Origin of the sequence: Cognatishimia sp. MH4019, assembly GCF_020177595.1 — a bacterium.
GTDB lineage: Bacteria > Pseudomonadota > Alphaproteobacteria > Rhodobacterales > Rhodobacteraceae > JAHTBL01.
Genome location: NZ_JAHTBL010000001.1, coordinates 576,378 through 599,000, shown reverse-complemented (window position 1 = coordinate 599,000; position 22,623 = coordinate 576,378). Strand labels below are relative to the sequence as shown.

26 protein-coding genes are annotated in these 22,623 nt (G+C 59.7%); 14 read left to right on the top strand and 12 right to left on the bottom strand.

All coding sequences use genetic code 11. The annotated features are described in order from the left end of the window. The first annotated feature begins 4 nt into the window (after window positions 1-4). Entirely contained in the window at window positions 5-1,258 is a 1,254-nt protein-coding gene (locus KUW67_RS02920; protein ID WP_224823764.1) for a glutamate-5-semialdehyde dehydrogenase, read from the top strand. Here the strand turns inward: KUW67_RS02920 and KUW67_RS02915 are convergent. Further along, complete coding sequence (locus tag KUW67_RS02915; RefSeq protein WP_224823763.1) at window positions 1,255-1,878, bottom strand: histidine phosphotransferase family protein; 624 nt, start codon at window positions 1,876-1,878, stop codon at window positions 1,255-1,257. The genes KUW67_RS02920 and KUW67_RS02915 overlap by 4 nt on opposite strands. On the opposite strand from KUW67_RS02915, the gene KUW67_RS02910 reads away from it, so the two are divergent. The 3 genes from KUW67_RS02910 to KUW67_RS02900 all read left to right on the top strand — a co-directional run bounded on the left by KUW67_RS02910 (window position 1,877) and on the right by KUW67_RS02900 (window position 3,783). Beyond that, window positions 1,877-2,059 carry a DUF3553 domain-containing protein gene (locus tag KUW67_RS02910; RefSeq protein ID WP_224823762.1) on the top strand — a complete coding sequence of 61 codons (183 nt, stop codon included), beginning with the start codon at window positions 1,877-1,879 and terminating at the stop codon, window positions 2,057-2,059. The two genes, KUW67_RS02915 and KUW67_RS02910, sit on opposite strands and share 2 nt — an antisense overlap. Window positions 2,060-2,179: 120 nt before the next feature. After that, window positions 2,180-2,950 carry a GNAT family N-acetyltransferase gene (locus KUW67_RS02905; protein WP_224823761.1) on the top strand — a complete coding sequence of 257 codons (771 nt, stop codon included), beginning with the start codon at window positions 2,180-2,182 and terminating at the stop codon, window positions 2,948-2,950. Beyond that, entirely contained in the window at window positions 2,947-3,783 is an 837-nt protein-coding gene (locus KUW67_RS02900) for a 1-acyl-sn-glycerol-3-phosphate acyltransferase (RefSeq protein ID WP_224823760.1), read from the top strand. Before KUW67_RS02905 ends, KUW67_RS02900 begins: the two co-directional genes overlap by 4 nt. A 28-nt stretch (window positions 3,784-3,811) precedes the next feature. On the opposite strand, the gene KUW67_RS02895 is transcribed toward KUW67_RS02900, so the two are convergent. Then, on the bottom strand, window positions 3,812-4,432 hold the full coding sequence (locus KUW67_RS02895; protein ID WP_224823759.1) for a thiamine phosphate synthase: 621 nt from the start codon (window positions 4,430-4,432) through the stop codon (window positions 3,812-3,814). A gap of 117 nt (window positions 4,433-4,549) precedes the next feature. Here KUW67_RS02895 and KUW67_RS02890 point away from each other — a divergent pair, with 117 nt between their 5' ends. Genes KUW67_RS02890 through KUW67_RS02880 form a run of 3 tightly spaced genes read left to right on the top strand, consistent with a single transcriptional unit; the run spans window position 4,550 to window position 7,983 of the window. Continuing rightward, window positions 4,550-5,305, top strand: coding sequence for an RNA methyltransferase (locus tag KUW67_RS02890; protein ID WP_224823758.1), 756 nt, complete (start codon window positions 4,550-4,552; stop codon window positions 5,303-5,305). A gap of 55 nt (window positions 5,306-5,360) precedes the next feature. Next, window positions 5,361-6,506, top strand: coding sequence for a heme A synthase (ctaA, locus tag KUW67_RS02885; protein ID WP_224823757.1), 1,146 nt, complete (start codon window positions 5,361-5,363; stop codon window positions 6,504-6,506). Window position 6,507: 1 nt separating this feature from the next. Next, a complete protein-coding gene (locus KUW67_RS02880) occupies window positions 6,508-7,983 on the top strand; it encodes a carboxypeptidase M32 (protein ID WP_224823756.1) in 1,476 nt (491 codons plus the stop codon). Here the strand turns inward: KUW67_RS02880 and KUW67_RS02875 are convergent. Beyond that, window positions 7,974-8,762: an enoyl-CoA hydratase gene (locus KUW67_RS02875; protein ID WP_224823755.1), complete on the bottom strand. Its 789-nt coding sequence runs from the start codon at window positions 8,760-8,762 to the stop codon at window positions 7,974-7,976. The two genes, KUW67_RS02880 and KUW67_RS02875, sit on opposite strands and share 10 nt — an antisense overlap. A gap of 58 nt (window positions 8,763-8,820) precedes the next feature. Between KUW67_RS02875 and KUW67_RS02870 the strand changes: the two genes are divergently transcribed. Next, entirely contained in the window at window positions 8,821-9,243 is a 423-nt protein-coding gene (locus KUW67_RS02870) for a PaaI family thioesterase (protein ID WP_224823754.1), read from the top strand. On the opposite strand, the gene KUW67_RS02865 is transcribed toward KUW67_RS02870, so the two are convergent. Next, window positions 9,240-9,857 carry a hypothetical protein gene (locus KUW67_RS02865; RefSeq protein ID WP_224823753.1) on the bottom strand — a complete coding sequence of 206 codons (618 nt, stop codon included), beginning with the start codon at window positions 9,855-9,857 and terminating at the stop codon, window positions 9,240-9,242. The two genes, KUW67_RS02870 and KUW67_RS02865, sit on opposite strands and share 4 nt — an antisense overlap. 217 nt (window positions 9,858-10,074) lie before the next feature. Continuing rightward, window positions 10,075-10,308 carry a DUF1127 domain-containing protein gene (locus KUW67_RS02860; RefSeq protein ID WP_224823752.1) on the bottom strand — a complete coding sequence of 78 codons (234 nt, stop codon included), beginning with the start codon at window positions 10,306-10,308 and terminating at the stop codon, window positions 10,075-10,077. Window positions 10,309-10,404: 96 nt separating this feature from the next. Between KUW67_RS02860 and KUW67_RS02855 the strand changes: the two genes are divergently transcribed. The 6 genes from KUW67_RS02855 to KUW67_RS02830 all read left to right on the top strand — a co-directional run bounded on the left by KUW67_RS02855 (window position 10,405) and on the right by KUW67_RS02830 (window position 15,818). Further along, window positions 10,405-11,805, top strand: coding sequence for a PLP-dependent aminotransferase family protein (locus KUW67_RS02855; RefSeq protein ID WP_224823751.1), 1,401 nt, complete (start codon window positions 10,405-10,407; stop codon window positions 11,803-11,805). A gap of 159 nt (window positions 11,806-11,964) precedes the next feature. Further along, window positions 11,965-12,429, top strand: coding sequence for a 50S ribosomal protein L13 (gene rplM / locus KUW67_RS02850; protein WP_224823750.1), 465 nt, complete (start codon window positions 11,965-11,967; stop codon window positions 12,427-12,429). Next, window positions 12,429-12,920, top strand: coding sequence for a 30S ribosomal protein S9 (gene rpsI / locus KUW67_RS02845; protein WP_224823749.1), 492 nt, complete (start codon window positions 12,429-12,431; stop codon window positions 12,918-12,920). Before rplM ends, rpsI begins: the two co-directional genes overlap by 1 nt. A gap of 143 nt (window positions 12,921-13,063) precedes the next feature. Further along, complete coding sequence (locus tag KUW67_RS02840) at window positions 13,064-13,942, top strand: ABC transporter permease (protein ID WP_370634874.1); 879 nt, start codon at window positions 13,064-13,066, stop codon at window positions 13,940-13,942. Beyond that, window positions 13,939-14,739: an ABC transporter permease gene (locus KUW67_RS02835; protein ID WP_224823747.1), complete on the top strand. Its 801-nt coding sequence runs from the start codon at window positions 13,939-13,941 to the stop codon at window positions 14,737-14,739. Before KUW67_RS02840 ends, KUW67_RS02835 begins: the two co-directional genes overlap by 4 nt. Beyond that, window positions 14,736-15,818 carry an ABC transporter ATP-binding protein gene (locus KUW67_RS02830; RefSeq protein WP_224823746.1) on the top strand — a complete coding sequence of 361 codons (1,083 nt, stop codon included), beginning with the start codon at window positions 14,736-14,738 and terminating at the stop codon, window positions 15,816-15,818. The genes KUW67_RS02835 and KUW67_RS02830 overlap by 4 nt, the downstream gene beginning before the upstream one ends. 26 nt (window positions 15,819-15,844) lie before the next feature. Here the strand turns inward: KUW67_RS02830 and KUW67_RS02825 are convergent, their stop codons facing one another. The 7 genes from KUW67_RS02825 to KUW67_RS02795 all read right to left on the bottom strand — a co-directional run bounded on the left by KUW67_RS02825 (window position 15,845) and on the right by KUW67_RS02795 (window position 22,622). Further along, a complete protein-coding gene (locus KUW67_RS02825) occupies window positions 15,845-16,462 on the bottom strand; it encodes a TetR/AcrR family transcriptional regulator (RefSeq protein ID WP_224823745.1) in 618 nt (205 codons plus the stop codon). Further along, entirely contained in the window at window positions 16,455-17,324 is an 870-nt protein-coding gene (gene ppk2, locus KUW67_RS02820; RefSeq protein WP_224823744.1) for a polyphosphate kinase 2, read from the bottom strand. Before ppk2 ends, KUW67_RS02825 begins: the two co-directional genes overlap by 8 nt. Before the next feature lie 39 nt (window positions 17,325-17,363). Beyond that, window positions 17,364-18,359, bottom strand: a complete 996-nt coding sequence (locus KUW67_RS02815) for an alpha/beta fold hydrolase (protein WP_224823743.1) — start codon at window positions 18,357-18,359, stop codon at window positions 17,364-17,366. Next, on the bottom strand, window positions 18,334-19,251 hold the full coding sequence (metA, locus tag KUW67_RS02810; RefSeq protein WP_224823742.1) for a homoserine O-succinyltransferase: 918 nt from the start codon (window positions 19,249-19,251) through the stop codon (window positions 18,334-18,336). Before metA ends, KUW67_RS02815 begins: the two co-directional genes overlap by 26 nt. 46 nt (window positions 19,252-19,297) lie before the next feature. Beyond that, on the bottom strand, window positions 19,298-20,155 hold the full coding sequence (locus KUW67_RS02805) for an ATPase (protein WP_224823741.1): 858 nt from the start codon (window positions 20,153-20,155) through the stop codon (window positions 19,298-19,300). 33 nt (window positions 20,156-20,188) lie between these two features. Then, on the bottom strand, window positions 20,189-21,124 hold the full coding sequence (locus KUW67_RS02800) for a DMT family transporter (protein WP_224823740.1): 936 nt from the start codon (window positions 21,122-21,124) through the stop codon (window positions 20,189-20,191). 106 nt (window positions 21,125-21,230) lie between these two features. Beyond that, entirely contained in the window at window positions 21,231-22,622 is a 1,392-nt protein-coding gene (locus tag KUW67_RS02795; RefSeq protein ID WP_224823739.1) for a hypothetical protein, read from the bottom strand. Between the last annotated feature and the right edge of the window lies 1 nt (window position 22,623).

Here is a 22,623-nt window from a genome sequence, read left to right as displayed (position 1 = left end):
AGCGATGAAAGATATGGATAATGTCGCCAACATGATGGCTGATCTGGGCGCGCGCGCGAAAGCGGCCTCCGCAGAGCTGGCCTTTGCCCCAGCCGCGCAGAAAGCGGCCGCTTTGACTGCCGCCGCCGATGCGGTCTGGGCGCAGCGGGATGCGATCATCGAAGCCAATGCCAAGGACATGGATTACGGGCGCGAAAAAGGGCTGACAGCGGCCATGCTTGATCGGCTTCTGCTGGACGAGGCGCGCATTCAGGGCATCGTCGACAGTTTGCGCGCTGTGGCTGCGCAAGACGATCCTGTGGGCGAAACCATGACCGAATGGGACCGACCCACGGGGCTGCACATCAAACGCGTCCGCACCCCCCTTGGCGTGATCGGCGTGATTTATGAGAGCCGTCCGAATGTCACCGCTGATGCAGGTGCGCTTTGTCTGAAAGCGGGGAACGCCGTCATTCTGCGCGGCGGATCGGAGAGCTTTCACAGCTCTGGCGCGATCCATGCTTGCCTTGTTGAAGGTTTGCGCGATGCGGGTCTTCCCGAAGATGCGGTGCTGCGTGTGCCGACACGCGACCGGGAGGCCGTGGCCGAGATGCTGCGGATGACGGACTATATCGACGTGATTGTCCCGCGGGGCGGCAAGGGGCTTGTGGGCCTCGTGCAGCGCGAAGCGCGGGTGCCGGTTTTTGCGCATCTCGAAGGCATTTGCCATATCTTCGTGGATGCGAAGGCTGACCCTGAAAAGGCGCGCAAGGTTGTGCTGAACGCCAAAACCCGGCGCACCGGGATTTGTGGCTCTGCCGAGTGTCTGCTGATCCATCGCGATGTTGCGGACACGCTTGGTCAACAGATTGTCGAGGACCTGAAAGAGGCGGGCGTTGAAGTGCGCGCGGAAGGGCTGAACGGCTCGATCCCCGCGACCGAAGACGATTGGGGGACGGAATATCTCGATATGAAGATCGCCGCAAAAGTCGTTGATAATGTTGACGAAGCGATTGCGCATATCCGCAATTATGGCTCGAGCCACACCGATTGTGTGCTGACCGAGGATGACGCGGTGGCAGAGCGGTTCTTTACCCGCCTCGACAGCGCGATCCTGATGCGCAACGCGTCCACACAGTTCGCCGATGGGGGTGAGTTCGGCATGGGCGCAGAGATCGGGATCGCCACCGGCAAGATGCATGCGCGCGGACCCGTCGGGGCCGAGCAACTGACAAGCTTCAAATATATCGTTGTCGGTGACGGAACGGTGCGCGCTTAAAAGCGCACGCTGATCTCGTCGGGCTTGCGGGTCACCTCAAGCCTGCGCTCCAGCTCCTGCGCCACAAGTGGCGCAAGCGCGAAATGCAGATCAGCGGCTTTCAGGTCGCTTAGATCTTCGCTCTTGTGCTCGGCCAGCGCCCAGAGATGGGGTTCTTCGCGGAACCGGTCAGACGCACCGATCACGCTCCATCCACCGGGATGGTTGATGATGCGGACGGTGCCGCCAAACGGCATTACCGTCTCGAAACATTGCATAATCAGAAACGCCAAACGCGCCTCGCAGCGCGGGACATCCCCCTCGACCGTCCAGTCGAATGTGACCCGCGCGCCCTTCGAAATATCGTCGATCACCGAAAGAACATCGCGCCGCGACAGAAACTGGCCGGGCTGGGCTGCCCCAAAAGCGATCCGAAAAAAGCGGATGCGGGCATTTGCATTGCGCACACTGTCTTCGATCAGCGCTGTTTCAGGACCCGTACTGGCCCCCGACATTGCCAAAAGCTCGATTCCGTTTCCGATTGCGCCCAAAGGGCTGATAAGGTCATGACAGATACGAGAGCCAAGCAATCCCAGCAAAGCCAGAGTGTCAGTGGTCTGCGAAACAGGAGAAGTCGTCATGTCGGACATGAGCAGCCTATTGGAACCGGGCATGTTGGTGAAGCATCCTGAAAAGCCTGAATGGGGTCTTGGTCAGGTACAGTCCAACATAGATGGTAAAGTTACGGTTAACTTCCGCGAGGAAGGGAAGGTCGTGATTGACGCCACGGTTGTCGACCTTGAGATGGTGTTTACCGGATAGACCGCCAAAATTCAACCTAAACGTGTGTTTTCTTTTCGTTAACATGGCGGTGGGGTCTCGGGATTGCCAAGCCTCCACCCGCACCATAGAACCCGGTCACGGTTTGTCGGAATGGTCTGGATGCGTGCTCATACCCCGGAATTTCAGGTGCGTCTGGCGGCCAGTGAGGCCGATCTGCGCCATGCCCAACGCTTACGCTATCGGGTTTTCGTGGAAGAACTGGGCGGCGACGGGGCGCTGGTTGATCACGACGCGGGTCTTGAGAGAGATCGCTTCGATCCGTTCTACGACCATCTTTTGCTGATTGATCGCGCCGCACCGGATGAAGGCGGTGTGGTGGGCGTCTACCGGCTTTTGAGGGCCGATCAGGCCACGGCGGCAGGGCAATTCTACTCCGAGGATGAGTATGATTTGTCGGTGCTCAAAGCCTCTGGTCGCAATCTGTTGGAACTGGGCCGATCCTGCCTTGCGGAACCCTATCGTGGCAGTATGGCGATGATGCATCTTTGGGGCGGTTTGGCCGATTATGTGGACCGCCACCGGATCGACGTTCTTTTCGGAGTGGCGTCGTTTCATGGCACGGATATCGCACCTCTCAAGCAAGCGCTGGCCTTCCTGCATCACCGTCATCTGGCACCACCCGAGCTGCGCGTGCGCGCCCAGCCTGCGCATTTCCAAAACATGGACCTGATCCCGGAAAGCGATATCGACCGGCGCGCGGCCATGGTGCAGACGCCTGCGCTGATCAAAGCCTATCTGCGGCTGGGGGGCTTTGTGGGCGAGGGGGCGTTTGTGGACCATGCGTTCAATACGACCGATGTGTGCCTTGTGATGGACACGGCGCGCATGAATGCCAAACAAGCGCGCATCTCGACCGGGCGGCGCGCATGACACCCACTTGGCAAGGTGAGACGGAGCCCCCTCCGTTTGAGCCAACGATAGGGGATTGGCTGCGCATCATCGCACGCGGTTTACCTTTGGCCATTGTGACATTCGGCTGTCTGGCGCTGCTGCTGCTGATCCGCCTGATAGAGCGTCCTATCTTTGGCCTAAAGCGCCCGGTGACGCCCTATATCACCCAGTTTGTCTGCCGCAGTGCCTTTATCATCATGGGGATGCAGCACCGCGTGCAGGGCGAGATCATGCAGCAGCGCGGGGCGATTGTGGCCAACCATGGCTCGTGGCTGGACATCTTTGCGCTGAACGCGCCCAAAAGAATTTACTTTGTCGCCAAGGCCGAAGTGGCGGGATGGATCGGCATCGGTTGGCTGGCCCGCGCGACCGGCACTGTCTTTATTCGCCGCGAAAGACAGGATGCAGCGCGCCAAAAGCTGATCTTTGCCGCACGGCTCCGCGCCGGGCACAAACTGCTGTTCTTCCCCGAGGGCACCTCCAGCGACGGGCAGCGCGTGCTGCAGTTCAAGCCCACGCTCTTTGCTGCATTCTTTGATGATGGCTTGCGCGAGGCTATGCATATCCAGCCGGTAACGGTGAATTACACGGCCCCCGATGGCGCGCGTGCGGATTTCTACGGCTGGTGGGGCGATATGGGGTTCGCGCCGCATTTGCTGAAAACGCTCGCCGCAAAACGGCCCGGCGCGGTGGAGATTATCTATCACGCACCTGTGGCCGTCGCGGCATTTGACGACCGAAAGGCCTTGGCCCGCGCAATGGAGGACGCCGTGCGGGGTGGCTTGGCGCAAATCTCTTCTCAAGAGGTTTGAAAAGAGTTTTCTGAAACCTCTTTCCTGCTTAACCCATCTCGGTCGCAAAGGCTTTGAGGGCGGCGGCTGGATCGTCGTGGCGCCAGATCTCTTCCCCGATCCCGAAGAAATCCGTGAAAGGTGCCACGGTGCGGATCAACCCGTCGGTCAATGCGCCTTCGGCCACCACCGGCACTTCAATCATCTCGGACCACCACTGGAAGAGATCAGGCTCTGCTACGGTGCCGTCCCCCAAAGGCGTTGTGCCAACCGGGCCAAACGCAACATAATCGGCCCCGGCTTCGCCTGCGCTCATCCCGTCATGACGCGACGCGCCACAGAAACTACCAATGATCGCATCCGCACCCAGATCCTTGCGCGTCTTGCGAACTGAGCGCGCCCCATCGGTCAGATGCACACCGTCCAGCCCCAACCGCTCCACCAGCAGCACATGACTGTCGATCACCAATGCGACGTCGCGGGCATGGGCCACCTCACGCAGCGCATCAGCGGCACGCGCGATCCGGTCCTCGTCCCGGCTGGCCATGGCAAGGCGCAAGCAGGCGACGGGCACCGTATCCAGACAGCGCGCCAGCTGGTTGGGGAAATCCGACAGCTCGAACTCTGGTGGCGTGATGAGGTAAATCTGGGGGATGTCTTCACTGCTCATGCGCGTCTTTCCGGGTCTTGCTGTTGGATCAGGCTCTTACCCCGCGCGCCGTGCCACCACAAGAGAGGCGTCGCGCAAAGGATTGTGCTTTGCGCGGCGGCGGCTTAGACCGCCGCCATGAGTGAGAATGATCCTTTCAAACCGCAACCCGCTTTTGTGTTGGTACGCCCACAGATGGGCGAGAATATCGGCGGCGCGGCGCGTGCGATGTGGAATTTCGGGCTAGACCGGATGCGGGTCGTGGCCCCGCGTGACGGCTGGCCGAACAGCAAAGCCGTGGCGATGGCGTCGGGGGCAGGGCGTCTTCTGGACGAGGCAGGGCTCTTTGCGGATACCGCAGGCGCGGTCGCCGATTGTTCCTACGTTTTTGCCACGACCGCACGGCAACGCGGCATGACCAAGCCCGTCTTCAGCCCCGAGCGCGCGATGGAGCTGGCCGCCGAAAAGATCGCCAGTGGCGAGAAGGTTGCGGTGCTCTTTGGCCCGGAACGCGCAGGGCTGGAGAATGAAGATATCGCCAAAGCGAATGCCATCATTTCGGTGCCGGTGAACCCCGATTTCCCGTCTCTGAACCTGGCGCAATGCGTGTTGCTGACGGGCTATGAGTGGCGTCGTCAGACCGAAGCCGTCACCCATGAGACCGTCGAGATGGGCAAGGCCGATTGGGCCGAACAGATCGAGGTCGAAAAACTGGCGGAGCATTACGAAAAGGCCCTCGACCGCGCGGGCTTCTTTTTTCCCGAGATCAAGGCCGACGGCATGAAGCGCAACCTGCGCAATCTGTGGTCCCGCATGGCGCTGACACGCGCGGATGTTCAGATGCTCCACGGGGTGATGCGTCAAATGGTGCGCTGGAAGGAGCGGGGTGATTGACTTGAACGGACCCGCACGATCTCTACGTAGCTAAGTAAAGGCATATGAGGCGTTTATGAGCAAAAAGCGCAATATTTTCGAAGAGGTGGGCGAGGCGCAAACAGCCCCTGCCGCCCCCGTGACAGGCGTCATTGACCGCGCCCATAAAGGCGCGCGCGGGGCGATCCGCATCTGGCTGATGGTGCTTTTCGCGCTGGTCGTCGTGATGATCGCCGTGGGCGGTCTGACCCGGCTGACGGATTCAGGGCTGTCCATCACCGAATGGAAACCGCTGACCGGGGCGCTACCCCCCATGAACGCCGCTGACTGGCAGGCAGAGTTCGAGCTTTACCGCGCGATCCCCGAATATCAGTTGCAAAACGCCGGTATGTCCCTGTCCGAGTTCAAGGTGATCTATTGGTGGGAATGGGGTCATCGCCAATTGGGCCGCTTCATCGGCCTTGTCTGGGCGCTGCCCTTCCTCTTTTTCTGGCTCACCAAACGCATCCCAACTGGTTGGACCGGCAAGCTCCTGCTTTTGGGCGGTCTGGGCGGGCTACAAGGGGCCATCGGCTGGTGGATGGTTTCCAGCGGGCTGCGCGAAGGGATGCTGGATGTCGCCTCCTATCGTCTGGCCACCCATCTCGGTCTGGCCTTCGTCATCCTCGGATTTCTCGCGTGGTATGTGTTCCAACTGGGCCGGACCGAAGCCGACCTGATGCAGGCCCGGCGCGGCAAGGAAGCGAAACTTTTCTCGCTCTCAACCGGGCTCATGCATTTCACCTTTGTCCAAATACTCATCGGCGCGCTTGTCGCTGGCATCGACGCGGGCCGCGCCTACCCGGATTGGCCGCTGATGGCCGGTGGCTTCCTGCCGCCGGAGCCGTTTGAGTTGCAGCCCCTGTGGCGCAACTTCTTCGAGGATGATGGCCTTGTGCAATTCATGCACCGGATGGCGGGGTATCTGCTGTTTGTCTTCGGGATCATCGTCTGGCTGCGCGGGCGCAAATCCGCCAATGCCGGGACGCGCTTTGCCTTCAATGCTGTCTTCGCCATGCTGATCGTGCAAATGGTGATCGGCATCGTGACGGTGATCTATTCCGCGCCCTGGCAGATCGCGATTGTCCACCAATTCGGCGCGGTTGTGCTGTGGGTGCTGATCCTGCGCGCGCGGTTCCTGTCCCATTACCCACTGGCCCAATCCGTGAGAGGACCCGTCTGAAATGACTGCATATGATACCCTGATGGCCTTCCAACGCGAAACAGAAGCGCTGGGGCAAATCGCTGGCCGTTTGGGCTGGGATCAGGAAACGATGATGCCCCGCGGGGCGGCCCATCAACGCGGCGAAGAAATGGCCGCATTGGAAGCTGTGCTTCACGCGCGCCGCACGGATCCGCAGATCGGCGACTGGCTGGGTGCGATTGATACGGGCAAACTCGATCCCGTGGCCGCCGCACAGATCCGCGAGATCACCCGGAGTTTTAAGCGCAACGCCAAGGTTCCCGCAAAGCTCGCGGCCGAAATTGCCCGTGTCACCTCAAGATCCCAAGGCGAATGGGCGGAAGCGCGCAAGAACGAGGATTTCAAAGCCTTCGTCCCGACGCTCGAACGCGTTGTTGCCCTGCGCCAGGAAGAAGGGGCCGCGCTGGCCGATGGCGGCGATGCCTATGACGCGCTTTTGCAGGATTACGAGCCCGGCACGACCGCCGCCGAGCTTGACCAGATGTTCGGCGCGTTGCGCCCGCGTCTGACCGCCTTGCGCGCAGCGATCCTCGACAAACCCGCGCCTGCGCCGGTGCAGGGCGAATTTGACGAGGCCGCACAGCTTGCGATCTCTCAGCAGTTGGCGCTCGATTTCGGCTATGATTTGGCGACGGGCCGCATCGACAAGGCGGTGCATCCCTTCTCAAGCGGCTCGGGGCAGGATGTGCGGATTACCACGCGCACCAACCCGTTGGACCCGTTCAATTGCTTTTATTCCACGATTCACGAGGTTGGCCACGCGGCCTATGAGCAAGGCGTGGATGATGCCTATGCGCTGACCCCGATCGGGCAGGGCGCATCGATGGGTGTGCATGAAAGCCAAAGCCGTATTTACGAGAACCAGTTGGGCCGTAGCCGTGCGTTCACCGGATATCTTTACAATAAAATGCGCGACGCTTTCGGTGATTTCGGCATCAAGGATGAGGAGGCTTTCTATGCCGCCGTCAACCGCATCCATGCGGGCTATATCCGGACCGAAGCGGATGAGGTGCAATATAACCTGCACGTCCTGCTGCGCTTCGATCTGGAGCGTCAACTGATCTCGGGAGATCTAAAAATCCCTGATCTCGAAGAGGCGTGGAATACCCGTTTCAGAACCGACTTTGGTTACGCGGTCGACAAGCCTTCCAACGGCTGTCTGCAGGATGTGCATTGGTCTGTCGGCCTCTTTGGGTATTTCGCGACCTACACCTTGGGCAATGTCTATGCGGGCTGTCTCTATGAAAGCCTTCGGACCGCTGTGCCGACGCTTGATGCCGATCTGGCGCGAGGCGATACATCCACCGCCACCGCTTGGCTGCGCGAGAACCTGCAACAGCATGGCGGTCTGCGCACCCCGCGCGAGACGATTGCCCATGCGACAGGCAGCGCGCCGTCGGAAGATCCGCTGCTCAGCTATCTCGACGCGAAGTTCGGCGCGCTTTATCAGCTCTGATCCCAGTTCGGAGCGCGTTTGGCGATAAAGGCTTCGATCCCCTCGGCGGTGTCCTCATCGGCGAGGTTTTCAACCATCACATCGCGGGTGAACGCATAGGCCTGATCTATCGGCATCTGCAGCTGATCGTAAAACGCGCGCTTGCCGATGCGGACAGCCACCCCCAGCTTGCCTGCGATCTGGTCGGCCAACCCCTCGGCCTCAAGCGCCAGAGTATCATGGGGCACGGCGCGGTTGATCAGCCCCAAATCAACCGCGCGCGCGGCATTGATGAAATCGCCCGTGGTCAGCATCTCGAACGCCTGTTTGCGCGGGATGTTGCGCGACAGCGCCACCATCGGCGTTGAACAAAACAGCCCGATATTGACCCCGTTGACCCCAAAGCGCGTATCTTCCGCCGCCACGGCCAGATCACACGCCGCCACCAACTGACACCCCGCCGCCGCAGCAATACCGTGCACCTGCGCAATCACCGGCTGCGGCATGCGCTGAATGCGCAGCATCATCGCGGAACACCGGTCGAAAAGATCACCGAACGCCGCGGCTCCTTTATCCTCGGCTTGTCGCGCTGCCGACATCTCCCGCAGGTTATGGCCCGCGCAGAACGCCTTGCCCGCGCCTGACAATGTCACAGCACGAATAGTTCTGTCGCCCTCAAGCGCCTCAAATGCGCTGTCGAGGGCTGAAATCATATCATCCGATAGCGCGTTCAGCGTTTCAGGCGTGTTCATCAACAGATGCGCCACCGCCCCGCGGTCCTCGCGTTCCAAAATCGCCATCTTGTCCTCCCCAGCGTTTCGCGCCAATCCTAGGCGGCAAAACGCGGGGAGGGAAGAGATGGGCGTGAAGATGGACAAAGCCGCGCTGGACGCATTTCTGATCGAGGCCTTTCCACAGGTCTCTGGCGACTTCGCGATAGAGGAGGTTGCCGAGAACACCATCACGGTGCGCCTTGTCACAGCCGAGCGTCACTTGCGCCCGGGCGGCACGGTCTCTGGCCCTTCGATGTTTGCGTTGGCCGATGTCAGCGCGTATCTGGCCATCCTCGCGATGATCGGTCCTAAAGCCCTGGCGGTGACGACAAACTGTGCGATTGATTTCATGCGCAAGCCAGAAGCGGGCGTGGACCTGATCGCCAAAGCCGAGCTGCTGAAATTGGGCCGTGCCTTGGCTGTCACCGATGTACGAATTTACAGCGAAGGCAGCGATAACCTGGTGGCGCGCGCGTCGCTCACCTATTCGATCCCGCCAGAGCGTTAGGACGCTTGCAGATCGGCGCGTGCAAAGGTCAGCCAGAACCCGGACCAGAGGCCATATCCTGTCAGTTTGCTCAAATCCTCAACCAACACAATCGACCGACCTGAACCGCCATCCATGTCGATCACCATTGAGATCACAAGCGCCACGCCAGCCAGCACAAGAGGGATCTGCTCGCGTGCGAACAGGCTTTTGCGGAACTGAAAGGCGATGGTCAGCGCGAAGATGGCATAGACCAGCATCACAACCTCTTCCGAAGTCCCCAAAAGCCACGGGCCCACGCGTTCGTGGAACAGATACATATCGTCAAAGGCCAGCAGCAGCGACAGGATCGCCACCGCCGCCAATCGCTTGGCATGCGCCGGGCGCAGGCTTGACGCAAACCCCGTTGCCGCAGAGGCCGCGATCAACACAAAGACCCCCAGATGCGACACGAAGCCCGCGAAGATCGGGTATTTGTAGGCCGTCGCCGGATCTTTAAGCACCCGCGTGCCGTTGGTGCCCACATTTTCAGCCAGCGCGAGCGCCAGAAACGCCAGCCCAATCACCAGAGCCGCAACAACAAGAGCTGGCCAGATGGCGCGTTTCGATTTGGGGGGGAGGGGTATTTCAGTCATAAAAAGAATTATTTGGAATGCGGTGTTACGTGGCTGTTACAGTACAGCCAAACGCATCTCAACACGGCTTGAGCAGCTGGTTGTTCAAAAAAGCAGCACTTTTTGAAACATATCGTGTCGAATAAATAGTCAGAAGGCGCGCATTAATGCGATCCGCAGAGCACAAAAAAGGCCGGGGTTGCCCCCGGCCAGGAAGAGGTTCTGGCGGCCTCAGGGATCAATGGCGCCAGAACGGAAGACCTGCTTCATGAATAGCGGCCTCCCGCTTCAGGCCGATATCGGCCAGAAGGTGGTCGTCCAGTTGGCTCAGTGCAATGCGCGAACGGCGGCGCTCTTCCCATTTCACCAAGACAACGGCAATCGCGAGCGCAAACTGCGCAGGGGCAGGGAGCGGCTTGTCGGCCAGATAGGCCAGACGGGCATTCAGGTGCGGCGTTGTCAGATGTGTCATGGGAAGTCTCCTCGAATTGTATTGACACAATATTAGCACAATTGCTATGATGTATGGATACAAAGAGTCTTTGTGTCAGTCTATGGATATATTGTAATGGATACAATTTCGATAAGCAGCCCGGATCTTGCTGAATTGCCGAAGTATAAAGCGGTGGCAGAAGCGCTCCGGTCGCAGATCTCAGATGGCACGCTGGAAACCGGGGCAAAACTGCCACCCGTCCGCGATCTGGCATGGGATCTCAAGATCACACCGGGCACCGTTGCGCGCGCCTATACGATGCTGACCGATGAAGGCCTGCTGCAGGCTGTCGTAGGCCGCGGCACCTTCGTGGCCGATCAAGTTGTGGCACACGAGGCCGACCAGAACTGGGCGCGGCAAGTACAACCCCAGCAGAACGACGGCACCTATACCCTGTTCTCTCCCAGACTGCCCGATATGGGGCAGGTGGGTCTGATCCGCGAACATCTGCACCGCGCCACCGAGATCGACGCAAACGCCCTACTGAACTATCCGCGACGCGAAGACTTCGAGCCTGCGCGCAGGGCGCTCTTGAACTGGTTTGACCCCATGCAGGTCGGCCCCGTGCACCACGAGGATATCGTCTGGAGCCACGGCGGCCAAAACGCCATCGGCATGGTCATGCAATGCGTGCTGCGCGGCCCGCGCCCTGTGATTCTGGTCGAGGATATCTCTTACGCGGGGTTCCGGCGCGCGGCAGAACTTCTGCGCGCCGAGGTCGTGGGCGTCCCGATGGATGAGCACGGCCTGCGCCCGGACGCGCTGCGCGACGCGATCCGCCAGCATGATGCGCAACTTCTGTGCACGACGCTTGAAGTGCATAATCCCACCGGCATCACCACCCCGATTGAACGGCGCCATGAGCTGGCCGCCGTCATTCGCGAAACCGGCATCGATGTGCTGGAGGACGATTGCTACCGGCTGGGCGCGGCCACAGGGCCGGGCTATCGCGCGCTATTGCCCGATCAGGGCTGGTATATCTCGTCGATCTCGAAAACCATGACACCCGCCTTGCGGATCGGCTATGCGATTGCCCCGAAGACCCGCAATCTCGATCTGCGCCGGGTGGGCAATTACGGCTTCTTTTCCCTCGCGCGGCCCATGGCTGAGGCGATGCACTCCCTTCTGGAGGATCCGCGCACCCGTTCCGTAACCGAAGCGATCCGCGAAGAGCTTGGCCGCTATGTCAAACGCGCGATCAATCATCTGGGCCGGTTCAATGTCGTCTGGCACGCGGATGTGCCGTTTTTATGGCTGACCTTGCCGCCCGGTTGGCGCGCGCCTGCCTTCCTACGTGCTGCTGAGGCTCAAGGTGTCTTGATCCGGGCCGCAGATGAGTTTGCCATGCGCGATACAGCCGCCCCACACGCGGTACGCATTTCCGTGAACGCGCAAATGCCCATAGAACGCTTTGACGAGGCGATGGCGATCCTGCGCCGCTTGCTCGATAATCCGACGGACCAGATCACAGTATAAAACTGGGGTATTTATATACCTTATTTATAACACACTGTTTTTGCTAATATAAAAACAGGAACCGCCGCTTGACTGCACATCCAGCCCCTATATAACCGCGCAATCGAATTTGCGGGGCGCAGCGTTTGCGCCTCCTCACACCCAACTCAGGTGAACCAAATGAAAACCTTTTCTGCAACTCCGGCAGATATCGACAAGAAATGGATCCTGATCGACGCTGAAGGCATCGTTCTGGGCCGTCTCGCCTCGATTATCGCCATGCGCTTGCGTGGCAAGCACAAAGCCTCGTTCACGCCCAACATGGACATGGGCGACAACGTGATTGTCATCAATGCTGACAAGATCCAGCTGACTGGCAAGAAACGTTCCGAAAAAACCTACTGGCGTCATACCGGCCACCCCGGCGGTATCAAGTCCCGCACGGCCGAGCAGATCCTTGAAGGCGATCACCCCGAGCGCGTGGTGATGAAGGCCGTTCAGCGCATGCTGCCCGGCAACCGTCTAAGCCGCCAGCTCATGACCAACCTGCGCGTCTATGCCGGTGCCGAGCACCCGCATGAAGCCCAGTCCCCTGAAACCGTGGACGTCAAATCCATGAACAAGAAAAACACCCGGAGCGCATGATGGCTGACGAAATCAAATCGCTGGACGAGCTGAACGCCGTCGCCGAAGGGACCGAAGCCCCCGTGGCAGAGGTTTCCATCAACCGTGAGCCCGTCCGTGACGACCTGGGCCGCTCTTACGCCACTGGCAAGCGGAAGGATGCGGTCGCCCGTGTCTGGATCAAGCCAGGCTCTGGCAAGGTCACTGTGAACGGCAAAGAGATGAAGGTCTATTTTGCACGTCCCGTGCTGCAGATGATCCTGCGCCAGCCCTTCACCGTCGCCGGTGTCGAGGACCAGTTCGACGTGATGGCCACCGTCAAAGGCGGCGGTCTGTCCGGTCAGGCCGGTGCGGTCAAGCACGGAATCTCCAAAGCGCTGCAACTGTACGATCCCAGCTTGCGTGGCGCTCTGAAAGCCGCCGGCTTCCTGACCCGCGACAGCCGTGTGGTCGAGCGGAAGAAATACGGTAAGGCGAAAGCCCGTAAGAGCTTCCAGTTCTCCAAGCGTTAAGCTGGCGACATGCGAATTTGGAAAGGGCCGCACTTTCGGGTGCGGCCTTTTTCTTTGGCAGGGGGATGTTTTTTGCGCCGCTCCGGTGCGGTCTCTCTTGAGATTGCCCCCGCTTTTGCCCCATGCTGGCGTGATTGTTGGGGATGGGCGCGCCGTTGGCGATACTGAATACCGAAAACAAAAAGGGACTGGCGCTGATTAGCGCACCTTTGGGCTATGTCATCGCGATGCTCGCCGTCCCCTTGGCCGCGATCCTTCTGATCAGCTTTTGGACGCAGGACTTCCAGACCTTCGACACAACGCCAACCCTGAACAATTACCGCGAGGCGGTGACAGATCCGCTTTACCGCGAGCTTCTGTTTCGCTCGATCCGCATCGCGGGGCTGGTGACGCTTGTCACCGTCCTGCTGGCGTTCCCGATCGCCTATTTCATCTCGTTCCATGTCGCGCCATCGCGCAAGTCGCTGTGGCTGTTTCTCATCACGATCCCGTTCTGGACCAGCTACCTGATCCGCGTGTTCCTGTGGAAGGTGATCCTGGGCTTCAACGGCGTGTTGAACTCCGGCCTGCAAACCGTTGGAATCATTGACGAACCGCTCACTTTCATCCTCTACAATGCCAATGCCGTCGTTATCACGCTGGCCCACGCCTTCGCCCCGTTCGCGATCCTGCCAATCTTTGTCGCATTGGAAAAAATCGACCGCTCGCTGCTAGAGGCCTCGCAAGACCTTGGCGAAAGCAAGCTCTCCACCTTCTTCCGCGTGACCTTGCCACTCGCTATGCCCGGCGTCGTCGCCGCCGTCCTGATCGTCTTCATCCCGACCATCGGGGACTACGTGACGCCCCGCCTTGTGGGCGGCCCCGACGGGCTGATGATCGCCAACATGATCCAAGTGCAGTTCCTGCGCCTGAACAACGCGCCGATGGGGGCGACGCTGGCGGTCATCGCCATGCTCTCAGTCTCGCTCATCGCGCTTCTCTTCGTCGCCCTGAACCGCCGCTATCTGCGAGGGTCGCGATGAAATCCCTGCGCACATACGCGATCCTGTATTTGATCTTTCTTTACGCCCCGATCGCGCTACTGCCGATCTTCGCGTTCAACGACGCCACGATCATCGCGTTTCCGCTGACCGGTTTCACGACCCAGTGGTTCACCGAATTGCCTCAAATCCCGGCATTAATCGACAGCGTGAAGAACAGCCTCTACATCGCTGTTATCACAGCCATTCTGTCGACACTGCTTGGCATCTGTGCCGCCCGCGCCGCCGCCAAATACAGCTTCCGCTTCAAGCGCCCGATCATGGGCTTCATCATGGTGCCGCTGGTCCTGCCCGAGATTATCGTCGCCGTCTCACTCCTCGTCATCTTGCTGCAACTGGGTCTGAGCCTTGGCGCTTGGACAGTCATCATGGGCCACGTCCTGATCTGCACGCCGTTCTGCATCGCAATCCTAAATTCCGCCTTCCAGAACCTTGATCCCGCAATGGAAGAAGCCGCGATTGACCTTGGCGAGACCCCATGGAGCACGTTCCGCCTCGTCACGCTCCCGCTGGTCAGCCCCGCGATCATCTCAGCCCTGCTGATCTCCTTCACCATCTCGCTGGACGAGTTCATCATCGCCTTCTTCCTCACCGGGACTGAGCCCACGCTGCCGGTCTATCTATGGAGTCAGCTGCGTTTTCCCGCCCGCATCCCCGTGGTCATGGCCCTTGGAACCATCCTCGTCGCAGGCTCGATCCTGCTGCTGATCCTCGCCGAAATGATGCGCCGACGGGGTCTGCGCCGCGCAGGCCTGCAAGACAAAGGAGGGTTCCTGTGACCGCTCTGATCGACCTAAAAAACGTCAACAAATACTATGGCGACTACCACGCGCTGCGGGGCATCAACCTGGAGATTGCCCAGGGCGAGTTCTTCTCACTCCTGGGGCCCTCCGGCTGCGGCAAGACCACGCTCTTGCGCACCATTGCGGGGTTTGAAGCCCCCTCAGACGGCACGCTTCATATCGCAGGTGCCGATATGAACGGTGTGCCCGCCAACGCGCGCCCCACGAATATGGTGTTTCAAAGCTACGCGATCTTCCCGCATCTGAGTGTGGCTGAAAACGTCGGCTTCGGTCTCCGCAAGGCGCAAATGTCGAAACAAGAGAAGATGAAGAGCGTCGAAGAAGCACTTGATATGGTTGGCTTAAAAGGCTTTAGGGGCAGGGCGGCCCACGCGCTTTCCGGCGGACAGCGCCAGCGCGTCGCTTTGGCCCGCGCGCTGATCCTCAAACCCAAAGTTTTGTTGCTGGATGAGCCGCTCTCCGCCCTCGACAAGAAACTGCGCGAGCAGATGCAATCGGAACTGCGCCGCCTGCAGCGGCAGGTCGGCATCACCTTCATCCTCGTCACCCACGATCAGGAAGAAGCGCTGATCATGTCGGACCGCGTCGCTGTGATGTTTGAAGGCGAAATCGCCCAACTGGCCGACCCGCAAACGCTCTACAAGCGCCCCGTCACCCGCAAAGTAGGCGACTTCATCGGTGTGATGAACTTCCTGCCAGCCACGGTAAAGGATGCCGCAGCAATTGATCTGGACGTCGCCGGGCTTGGCGCAGTGACAATCGCCGAGGATCAGGCCCCGTCCGGCATCACGCCCGGTGCGGCCGAGGTCGGCATCCGCCCCGAAATGATGTCGATCCTGTTCGAGGGCGAGCCGGATCGCGGCCAGATCACGCAAGCCACGATCAAAGACCGCGCCTATTACGGGGACATGACCTATTACGATGTCGACATTGAAGACGCGCCGAAACCCATTACAATTTCTATGAAAAACATGATCGGACGCCCCGTTCTAGAGGTCGGGGATACCGCCCGCGTCAGCTGGGACGCCCGCTCCTTGGTGCTATTCTCTGCCTGAGTTTCACTTTGGTCTAGATACCCAAATCACTTGTCCGGCGGCACCAATCCCAAGCCGCGCAAATAGACCCCGATTCCGCTTTCCAGCAAATCCTCTGGCGGAAACGGCGCTTTTGTCCCCGGCGATCCGCGCGCGAACAGTTCAACCACGCCGTGGCTCAACGCCCAGATATGGGCCGAGAACATCTGTGGTGGGGGGCGCTTTTCCGGCGGGATATGCATGGACAATTCTGTCGCCGCTTTTTCCAGCACCGCCCGCGCGCGTGTCGCCACCGCGTTCAACTCAGGCGTCCGCTGGATCGAAATGCCGCTCTCAAACATCGCCACGTAATGGCCCGGATACTTCTTCGCAAAAGCCAGATAGGCCCGCCCAGTCGCCTCAAAGGATGCCAGGGCCGAGGGCTGGCCTTTCTCATAGGCATACTCCATCAGGTCCGCGAAAATCTCATAGCCTTGCCGCGCGGCCTCGGCGATCAGGTCTTCGCGGCCTTCAAAGTGCCGGTAGACTGCCGCAGGGGTCACGCCCGCGCGCTTGGCGGCCTCTGACAAGGTAAAACCCGTGGGGCCTTTTTCCTCGATCAGCAGCAGCGCTGCCTCGACCAGAGCTTCCCGCAGGTTGCCGTGATGGTAGCCGCGCTTAGGCATCCCAGATATCGGGGCCACCGGCAATTTTCGGATCGGGGTCGCCAAGCGCTTTTGCGTTCTTGCCCGCATAGTCGATCTGGCACAGCACCGACTGGATCGCGGCCAGCCGCGCGCGGCGTTTGTCGTCAGAGCGGATGATCGTCCAAGGGCCCGCATCGCTATGGGTGCGGGTGAAGGTCTCGACAATAGCCGAGGAATACGCGTCCCACTTTTTAAGCCCTTCCACGTCGATCCAGCTCAGCTTCCACTGCTTCAACGGATCGCTCTCGCGGTCCAGAAACCGGCGCAGTTGCTCTGCGCGACCCACGTTGAGCCAGAGCTTGAAGACAAGAATGCCTTCATGGGCCAGCATCTCTTCGAAGGGGATCACCTGACGAAAAAAAGCCTCGCGCTGAGGGTCTGTGCAAAAGCCAAACACCTTCTCGACGACCCCGCGATTATACCAAGAGCGGTCGTAGAAAACGATTTCACCGCCCGCGGGCAGGTGATCGATATAACGCTGAAAATACCATTGCGTGGCCTCGCGGTCGGTGGGCTTTGACAGCGCCACAACGCGCGCGCCGCGCGGGTTCAGATGCTCGCGGAACCGCTTGATCATGCCGCCTTTGCCCGCAGCGTCCCGGCCTTCAAAAACAATCGCGATCCGCGCACCAGTGTCGCGCGCCCAGCGTTGCAGCTTGACGAGCTCGATCTGGAGCGCGTCCAGATGATCCTCGTAGGCGTCCTTGTCCATGCGCTGGCCATAAGGGAAGTCCGGGTTCAGGATCTTGTCCTTCTTGCGGGTTTCAATCGCCTCGCGCACGTCATCCGGCGCGGTATCGCGATAAAAACTGCTGATGGCCCCGTCGAATGGAAGCTCCATAGGCTCCTCCCTTTTCCTATATATGGAGGGTGCGGGCGCTTAGCGCAATCCGGCACGGGCTGCCGCGCGGTCAATCGCTGCAATGGTTTCAGCGGCGGCGACGTGCTGGGGCATATGGCCGATCCCGTCAAGCCGGGTCAGCACAGCGCCTGGTATCTGCTGCGAAAGCGGCTCTGAGTGGATCTTCAGAGGCACAATCGTGTCGGCGGTGCCATGCACAATCTCTGTGGGCACTGCGATCTCGTTATAGCGCTTCGACATCTCGACAATATGGGGACGCAAGGAGTTCACCTGCTGCGCATTGGCCCTAAGGGACTCGCGCCGCAAGGTCAGGCCAGCCCCCACATATTCGGCATAGCCTTCGGGCGCGGTCTGCGGCTCGAAAATGCTGGTCAGCACATCGTCAATCCGTGACGTCGGCACAAAGGCCGAGATGAGCGGAACCACCGTTGCCCCGCCCACACGAGAGGAGTTGATGCCGTAAAGCGCGCCCAGATCACCAGGCCACGGGTTGGATGCCGCGCCCAGCAACACAAGCCCGGCAGGGTGATCAGGATAGTCCATCGCCCAGGCCAGCGTGACAGCCCCGCCGAATGAGTGACCGACGATGATCGGATTTTCCACGTCCAGCTGATCGGCGGCAGCTTTCAGCAAAGCAGCCTGCTCAGACGGGCTCTCTGCCTTGGTGTTGGTCGCGCCTTCAAAGCCGGGCAGGCGTTCGGTCCACCCCAGACCGGGGCGATCAAAGGCGATGACGCGGTAGCGATCCTTGACGCGGTCCACAAACTCAAACGTCCAGTCGCGGGTGTTGCCGCTGGCGCCGTGGATCAGGATCAAATCGGGGCCGGTGCCTTCAACATGGGCGTGCACGGTGGTGCCGTTCACGTCCAGAAGCTGACCAGTGGGCGGGTAGGCCGCCTCTGCCTGCGCGGCACGCGTCTCCGCCCGGTTGCCGACGATGGCACCGCAGCCCGCCAGAACAGCCGTGACAGCGGCGAGGGTCAGAAGGTTAGTGGCCAATTTTCGAAAGGTCATAGTTGGTCGTCTGGTAAATCTCGTTGATCCAGTTGCCATATAGAAGATGCGCGTGACTTCTCCAGCGGTTCTGGGGACTGCGCGCGGGATCGTTGTCCGGATAGTAGTTCAGCGGTACGTTGATCGGTGTGCCGTCGGCCACGTCGCGGTCATATTCCTGCTTGAGCGTGTCGCTGTCATACTCAAAATGGTTGAAGATATAGAGCGCGCGATGGGCGGGGTCTTCCACCAGCGCGGGGCCCACCTCGTCACTGCTGAGCAGCGTTTTCAAACCGTCGGCTGCGTCAATCTCGTCCTGCTTCATCTCGGTCCAGCGGCTCACCGGGATCACGCAATCATCCGAGAACCCACGCAGATAAGGCGAGGCAGGATCAATATTGCGGTGCCGGAAGCAACCAAACGCCTTGGCGTCCAGCATGTGCTTCTTCACACCGTGGAAATGGTTAATCATCGCCATGCCTCCCCAGCAGACGCCGAAGGTGGAATGCACGTTGCTTTGAGTCCAGGCGAAAACCTCCCGCAGCTCTTCCCAATAGGTGACCTTGTCAAAGTCGAGATGCTCAATGGGCGCACCTGTGATGATGAGCCCGTCGAATTTCTGGTCCTTCACCTCCTGAAAGGGGCGGTAGAACTCGGCCATATGCTCGGCGGCGGTGGTCTTCGTCTGATGCTCAGACATGCGGATCAGCGTCAGTTCGATCTGCAAAGGCGTGGCCCCAATCAGACGGGCAAACTGGTTCTCCGTCTGGATTTTCTTGGGCATCAGGTTCAAGAGCCCGATACGCAAAGGCCGGATATCCTGCCGGCCCGCGGCATCCTCGTCCATCACCATCACACCTTCGCGCGTCAGCACGTCATAGGCGGGTAGGGTGGCGGGCAGTTTGATGGGCATGGGATCAGGTCCGGTTGCTTGCGGGAGGCTTTAGATAGGCCGCGGATCAGCGCGCCTCAAGGGCGGCGGCGATCATGGCGTCAAAGGCCTCGGGCGTTGTGGCTTTCGCGACATCCTCGGCCGTGACGGTGACACCCCATTCTGCCATCGCCGCATAGCGCGGCTGGCGGTGCGCGATCACTTCGGCATAGGTGTGGCGGATGAAGGCATCAGGATCAACTTCGCCTTCTACCAGATTGTTATCGCTGAGATATGCGTTCCATATCTCGTCCAGAAACTCGGGCCGGTAATAGATCGGCTTGGGCGCTTTGTCAAAGCGGCGCACCAATTCGGCGCGATGATCTTCTGTGCCTTTGATCCAGACCAGCAGCAAATTTTCTGACAGCGCTTTTAGGATAGGGTCGTTCGGATTGCTCGGATCAACCACCTCGCAGATCGACCCGCTCGTGTCACACACGAAATTCCCATAGCCATAAAGATCCTCGGCACGGTCAATGAACCGCACCGTGTCCATCATCGCGGCGCGCTCTGCCTCCAGATGCTGGGCCTGGCGGCGCGTGTATTCGGCAAAGCTCAGCCCGCCTTTGGCCGGATCACCCGGCTTGCCCAGATAGGTCGACAGCGGTGCAAGATTATCGAAGGTAATGTTGGAGGCGATATAAAGGCTGTCGCTCATCAAGAGCTCGCGCAGAAGCGGCTGACGCATCGCTTCGCGCTTGAAGTTATCGACGATGTATTCGCCCATGTAGCGCGTGCCGATCCGATAATCGACCGAGTAGTGAAACCAATCACCGCTGTCGCGCAACATATTGGAAACATGGGTTTTCCCAAGGCCGGACATTGCGAAAAGAAGCACCTTCTTTCGCTTGGCCGATTGCCAGTCCTGAGCCGTCTCGTAAATCATCGCGCTGTCTTTCACCGTCCTGTTCAGACGGGTTTAGCGCGCAGACCCATCAAGAGGTAGGGGTTTGTTGAAAAGCCAGCGCCACAGTCGCCCGTCAAGCACACTCAGCCCCAGCGCGAGGATCGCAAACCCGATGTACGCATTCCCCGGCAACGCCTCATGGCGCACCACCGCGCCAAGAGTGATCGCGAACGGCACAATCAGCAGCGTGCACAGCATCAGATTGCCGCTGCCCGCCATTGCCAGCACGCGGTAATAGAGCAGATAAGCGCCCGCTGTCGCGAAGATCGCATAATACCCGATCGCGCCCCACGTCCGCAGCTCAAGATCAAAGCGGATCGGCCCTTCGATCCACATGGCTGCCGGGATCATTATCACAGCAGAGCCCGTCAACATCCCCGCCGCCGCCAATTGTGGTGGCAGATGCGAAAGCCGTTTGCGCGCCCAGACACCCGCCAAGGCATAGGATATAGTTCCCGCAATAACAGCCAGTTGCGCGACGGACCTAATGTCGAAATTGGTGAATGAGTTCAGCCCGATCGCCGTCGCCACACCGAAAAACCCAAGCATGACGCCCATCATGCGCCGACGGGTCAGCCGTTCATCCGCAAAGAAGATCGCCGCGGCCAGAACTCCGAAAATCGCTGTCCCCGCGTTGAAGATCGAGGTCAGCCCGGTCTCGATATGCAACTGGCCCCAAGCCATCAGCGAAAAAGGAATGACGTTGTTCAGCGTCCCCATCACCAGAAACGCGCCCCACACCTTCGCATCCCTTGGCACCGCAATGCCGCGCAGCGCGATCACAACCCACAGCAACAGCGCCGCCCAGCCGACGCGGTGCGCCACGCTGGTGACAAACCCGATCTCATCCAGCGCGATGCGGATCGACAGGAACGACCCGCCCCAAATGGCAGAAAGAAGCAACAGCTCCGCCCATGCACGGGCGGACAAGGATTTTTGCACAGTCATGGAGCCGTTCTAGGGGAGCACCGGCACCCCGGCGATCTGTTTCTTGCGCATAAGAAAAAGCCCCGCCGAAAACGGCGAGGCTTCAAATCTCGACTGATCGCTTGGATCAGAACGTAAAGGCTGCGTTGAACCCGAAACCGTAGGAGGTGCTGCCCTCGAAATCGGCGACGCCATCACCACCGACATTCGCCGACGCATCGCCCAGAACCGAGTAGTTGATACCACCCGACAATGTTACGTTATCCTTGGTGTAGCGCCCCCCCAGCGTGAGACCCATCAGACCATTTGTGGGACCAAGCGGAGAGACGAGATCGTCGCCCTCGGGCTCATAAAGGAATGTCGCGGAACCCGCGAAGCTGTCGCTGAAACGGCGCGCAATCCCGATTGTATAGCGCTCACCATCCTCAAGGTTCACAAGGTCGGCCTGCAGAAAGTCCGGCACAACATCCACGGCCGAAAACTCGGTCCAGCGGTAAGATGCGGTCAGAAGCGTGTCTTCGGCGATCCCGGTCTGGAAATCCAAATTGACGGATTGAGGCGTCACATAGTCAACCTCACCTTTGATCGTCTGTCCAAGCACCTGCTCTTTGGTATCTGCCGTGTGTTCGGTCTCAAAGTGGTAGGTCAGAGCCACGCGCAGGGCAATGTCGGGGATTTCATAAGCGGCACCGATAAGGAAGACCGGCTTGGTGCTGTCTTCCATTTCAAACTGGTAACCGCTCGCATTGAAGAAGTTGTTCTTACCCGTACCGATGGCCCCTTGCAGCGCATCAACACCGCCTTGACCACCTTGCTGGATAATCGCCTGCTGTTGTGCGGCGGGCAGAGCTGCAAAGGTCGCCGGCGTGATACCTGCGCCCTGGATGCCAAGCGCTGCACCATAGGTCGAGATGAAATTGCTGATCGCGTCATCATCGCCCTCGATGATGGCTTCGGCATCTGCCGTGCTCAGATTTGGAAGGCCGGTGCCACCGAGCCGCCCGTTAAAATTGGAAGCGGCAGTCGGTGCAACACGGTTTGCCGTAATGAACGAGTCTGCGTAGGCCGTACCGTTCAGATCCACCTCTGCGCGCACACGCTCGGCCTTGACACCACCAAAGACGCTGAAGCGCTCGTTGAACTGAAACTTGCCCACGATGCCAAGAGATTCACTCGACAGGTCCGCGCGCGTGCCGCCCAGTGCGGATGTCGACGGATCAACCTCGTAATTCACATTGGCCCCATAGGGCTGATCGAAGATCAACGAAACGCTCGCCTGTTCGCTCAAAACCTGAGTGTAGCTGAACCCCAGCTGTGTATAGCTTTCGCCAACATTATACGAGTTGCCCGCATCATCTTTGCCGACAACATTCGGTTCAACGACGCCAAAGCTCAGCGACACAGTGCTATCATCAGCAAAGATCGCAGCAACGCTTTGACCAGATCGGTCAAGCCCGGCGGCAGAGGCGAGCGATGTGCTCAGCAACAGCGCGGCGGACGTGCTTGCAATATATTTCATT

Coding starts and splice junctions, on each gene's coding strand:
- KUW67_RS02920 (WP_224823764.1), top strand. CDS start 5: ATGAAAGATATGGATAATGTCGCCAACATGATGGCTGATCTGGGCGCG.
- KUW67_RS02910 (WP_224823762.1), top strand. CDS start 1,877: ATGTCGGACATGAGCAGCCTATTGGAACCGGGCATGTTGGTGAAGCAT.
- KUW67_RS02915 (WP_224823763.1), bottom strand. CDS start 1,878: ATGACGACTTCTCCTGTTTCGCAGACCACTGACACTCTGGCTTTGCTG.
- KUW67_RS02905 (WP_224823761.1), top strand. CDS start 2,180: ATGCGTGCTCATACCCCGGAATTTCAGGTGCGTCTGGCGGCCAGTGAG.
- KUW67_RS02900 (WP_224823760.1), top strand. CDS start 2,947: ATGACACCCACTTGGCAAGGTGAGACGGAGCCCCCTCCGTTTGAGCCA.
- KUW67_RS02895 (WP_224823759.1), bottom strand. CDS start 4,432: ATGAGCAGTGAAGACATCCCCCAGATTTACCTCATCACGCCACCAGAG.
- KUW67_RS02890 (WP_224823758.1), top strand. CDS start 4,550: ATGAGTGAGAATGATCCTTTCAAACCGCAACCCGCTTTTGTGTTGGTA.
- ctaA (WP_224823757.1), top strand. CDS start 5,361: ATGAGCAAAAAGCGCAATATTTTCGAAGAGGTGGGCGAGGCGCAAACA.
- KUW67_RS02880 (WP_224823756.1), top strand. CDS start 6,508: ATGACTGCATATGATACCCTGATGGCCTTCCAACGCGAAACAGAAGCG.
- KUW67_RS02875 (WP_224823755.1), bottom strand. CDS start 8,762: ATGGCGATTTTGGAACGCGAGGACCGCGGGGCGGTGGCGCATCTGTTG.
- KUW67_RS02870 (WP_224823754.1), top strand. CDS start 8,821: ATGGGCGTGAAGATGGACAAAGCCGCGCTGGACGCATTTCTGATCGAG.
- KUW67_RS02865 (WP_224823753.1), bottom strand. CDS start 9,857: ATGACTGAAATACCCCTCCCCCCCAAATCGAAACGCGCCATCTGGCCA.
- KUW67_RS02860 (WP_224823752.1), bottom strand. CDS start 10,308: ATGACACATCTGACAACGCCGCACCTGAATGCCCGTCTGGCCTATCTG.
- KUW67_RS02855 (WP_224823751.1), top strand. CDS start 10,405: ATGGATACAATTTCGATAAGCAGCCCGGATCTTGCTGAATTGCCGAAG.
- rplM (WP_224823750.1), top strand. CDS start 11,965: ATGAAAACCTTTTCTGCAACTCCGGCAGATATCGACAAGAAATGGATC.
- rpsI (WP_224823749.1), top strand. CDS start 12,429: ATGGCTGACGAAATCAAATCGCTGGACGAGCTGAACGCCGTCGCCGAA.
- KUW67_RS02840 (WP_370634874.1), top strand. CDS start 13,064: ATGGGCGCGCCGTTGGCGATACTGAATACCGAAAACAAAAAGGGACTG.
- KUW67_RS02835 (WP_224823747.1), top strand. CDS start 13,939: ATGAAATCCCTGCGCACATACGCGATCCTGTATTTGATCTTTCTTTAC.
- KUW67_RS02825 (WP_224823745.1), bottom strand. CDS start 16,462: ATGCCTAAGCGCGGCTACCATCACGGCAACCTGCGGGAAGCTCTGGTC.
- ppk2 (WP_224823744.1), bottom strand. CDS start 17,324: ATGGAGCTTCCATTCGACGGGGCCATCAGCAGTTTTTATCGCGATACC.
- KUW67_RS02815 (WP_224823743.1), bottom strand. CDS start 18,359: ATGACCTTTCGAAAATTGGCCACTAACCTTCTGACCCTCGCCGCTGTC.
- metA (WP_224823742.1), bottom strand. CDS start 19,251: ATGCCCATCAAACTGCCCGCCACCCTACCCGCCTATGACGTGCTGACG.
- KUW67_RS02805 (WP_224823741.1), bottom strand. CDS start 20,155: ATGATTTACGAGACGGCTCAGGACTGGCAATCGGCCAAGCGAAAGAAG.
- KUW67_RS02800 (WP_224823740.1), bottom strand. CDS start 21,124: ATGACTGTGCAAAAATCCTTGTCCGCCCGTGCATGGGCGGAGCTGTTG.
- KUW67_RS02795 (WP_224823739.1), bottom strand. CDS start 22,622: ATGAAATATATTGCAAGCACGTCCGCCGCGCTGTTGCTGAGCACATCG.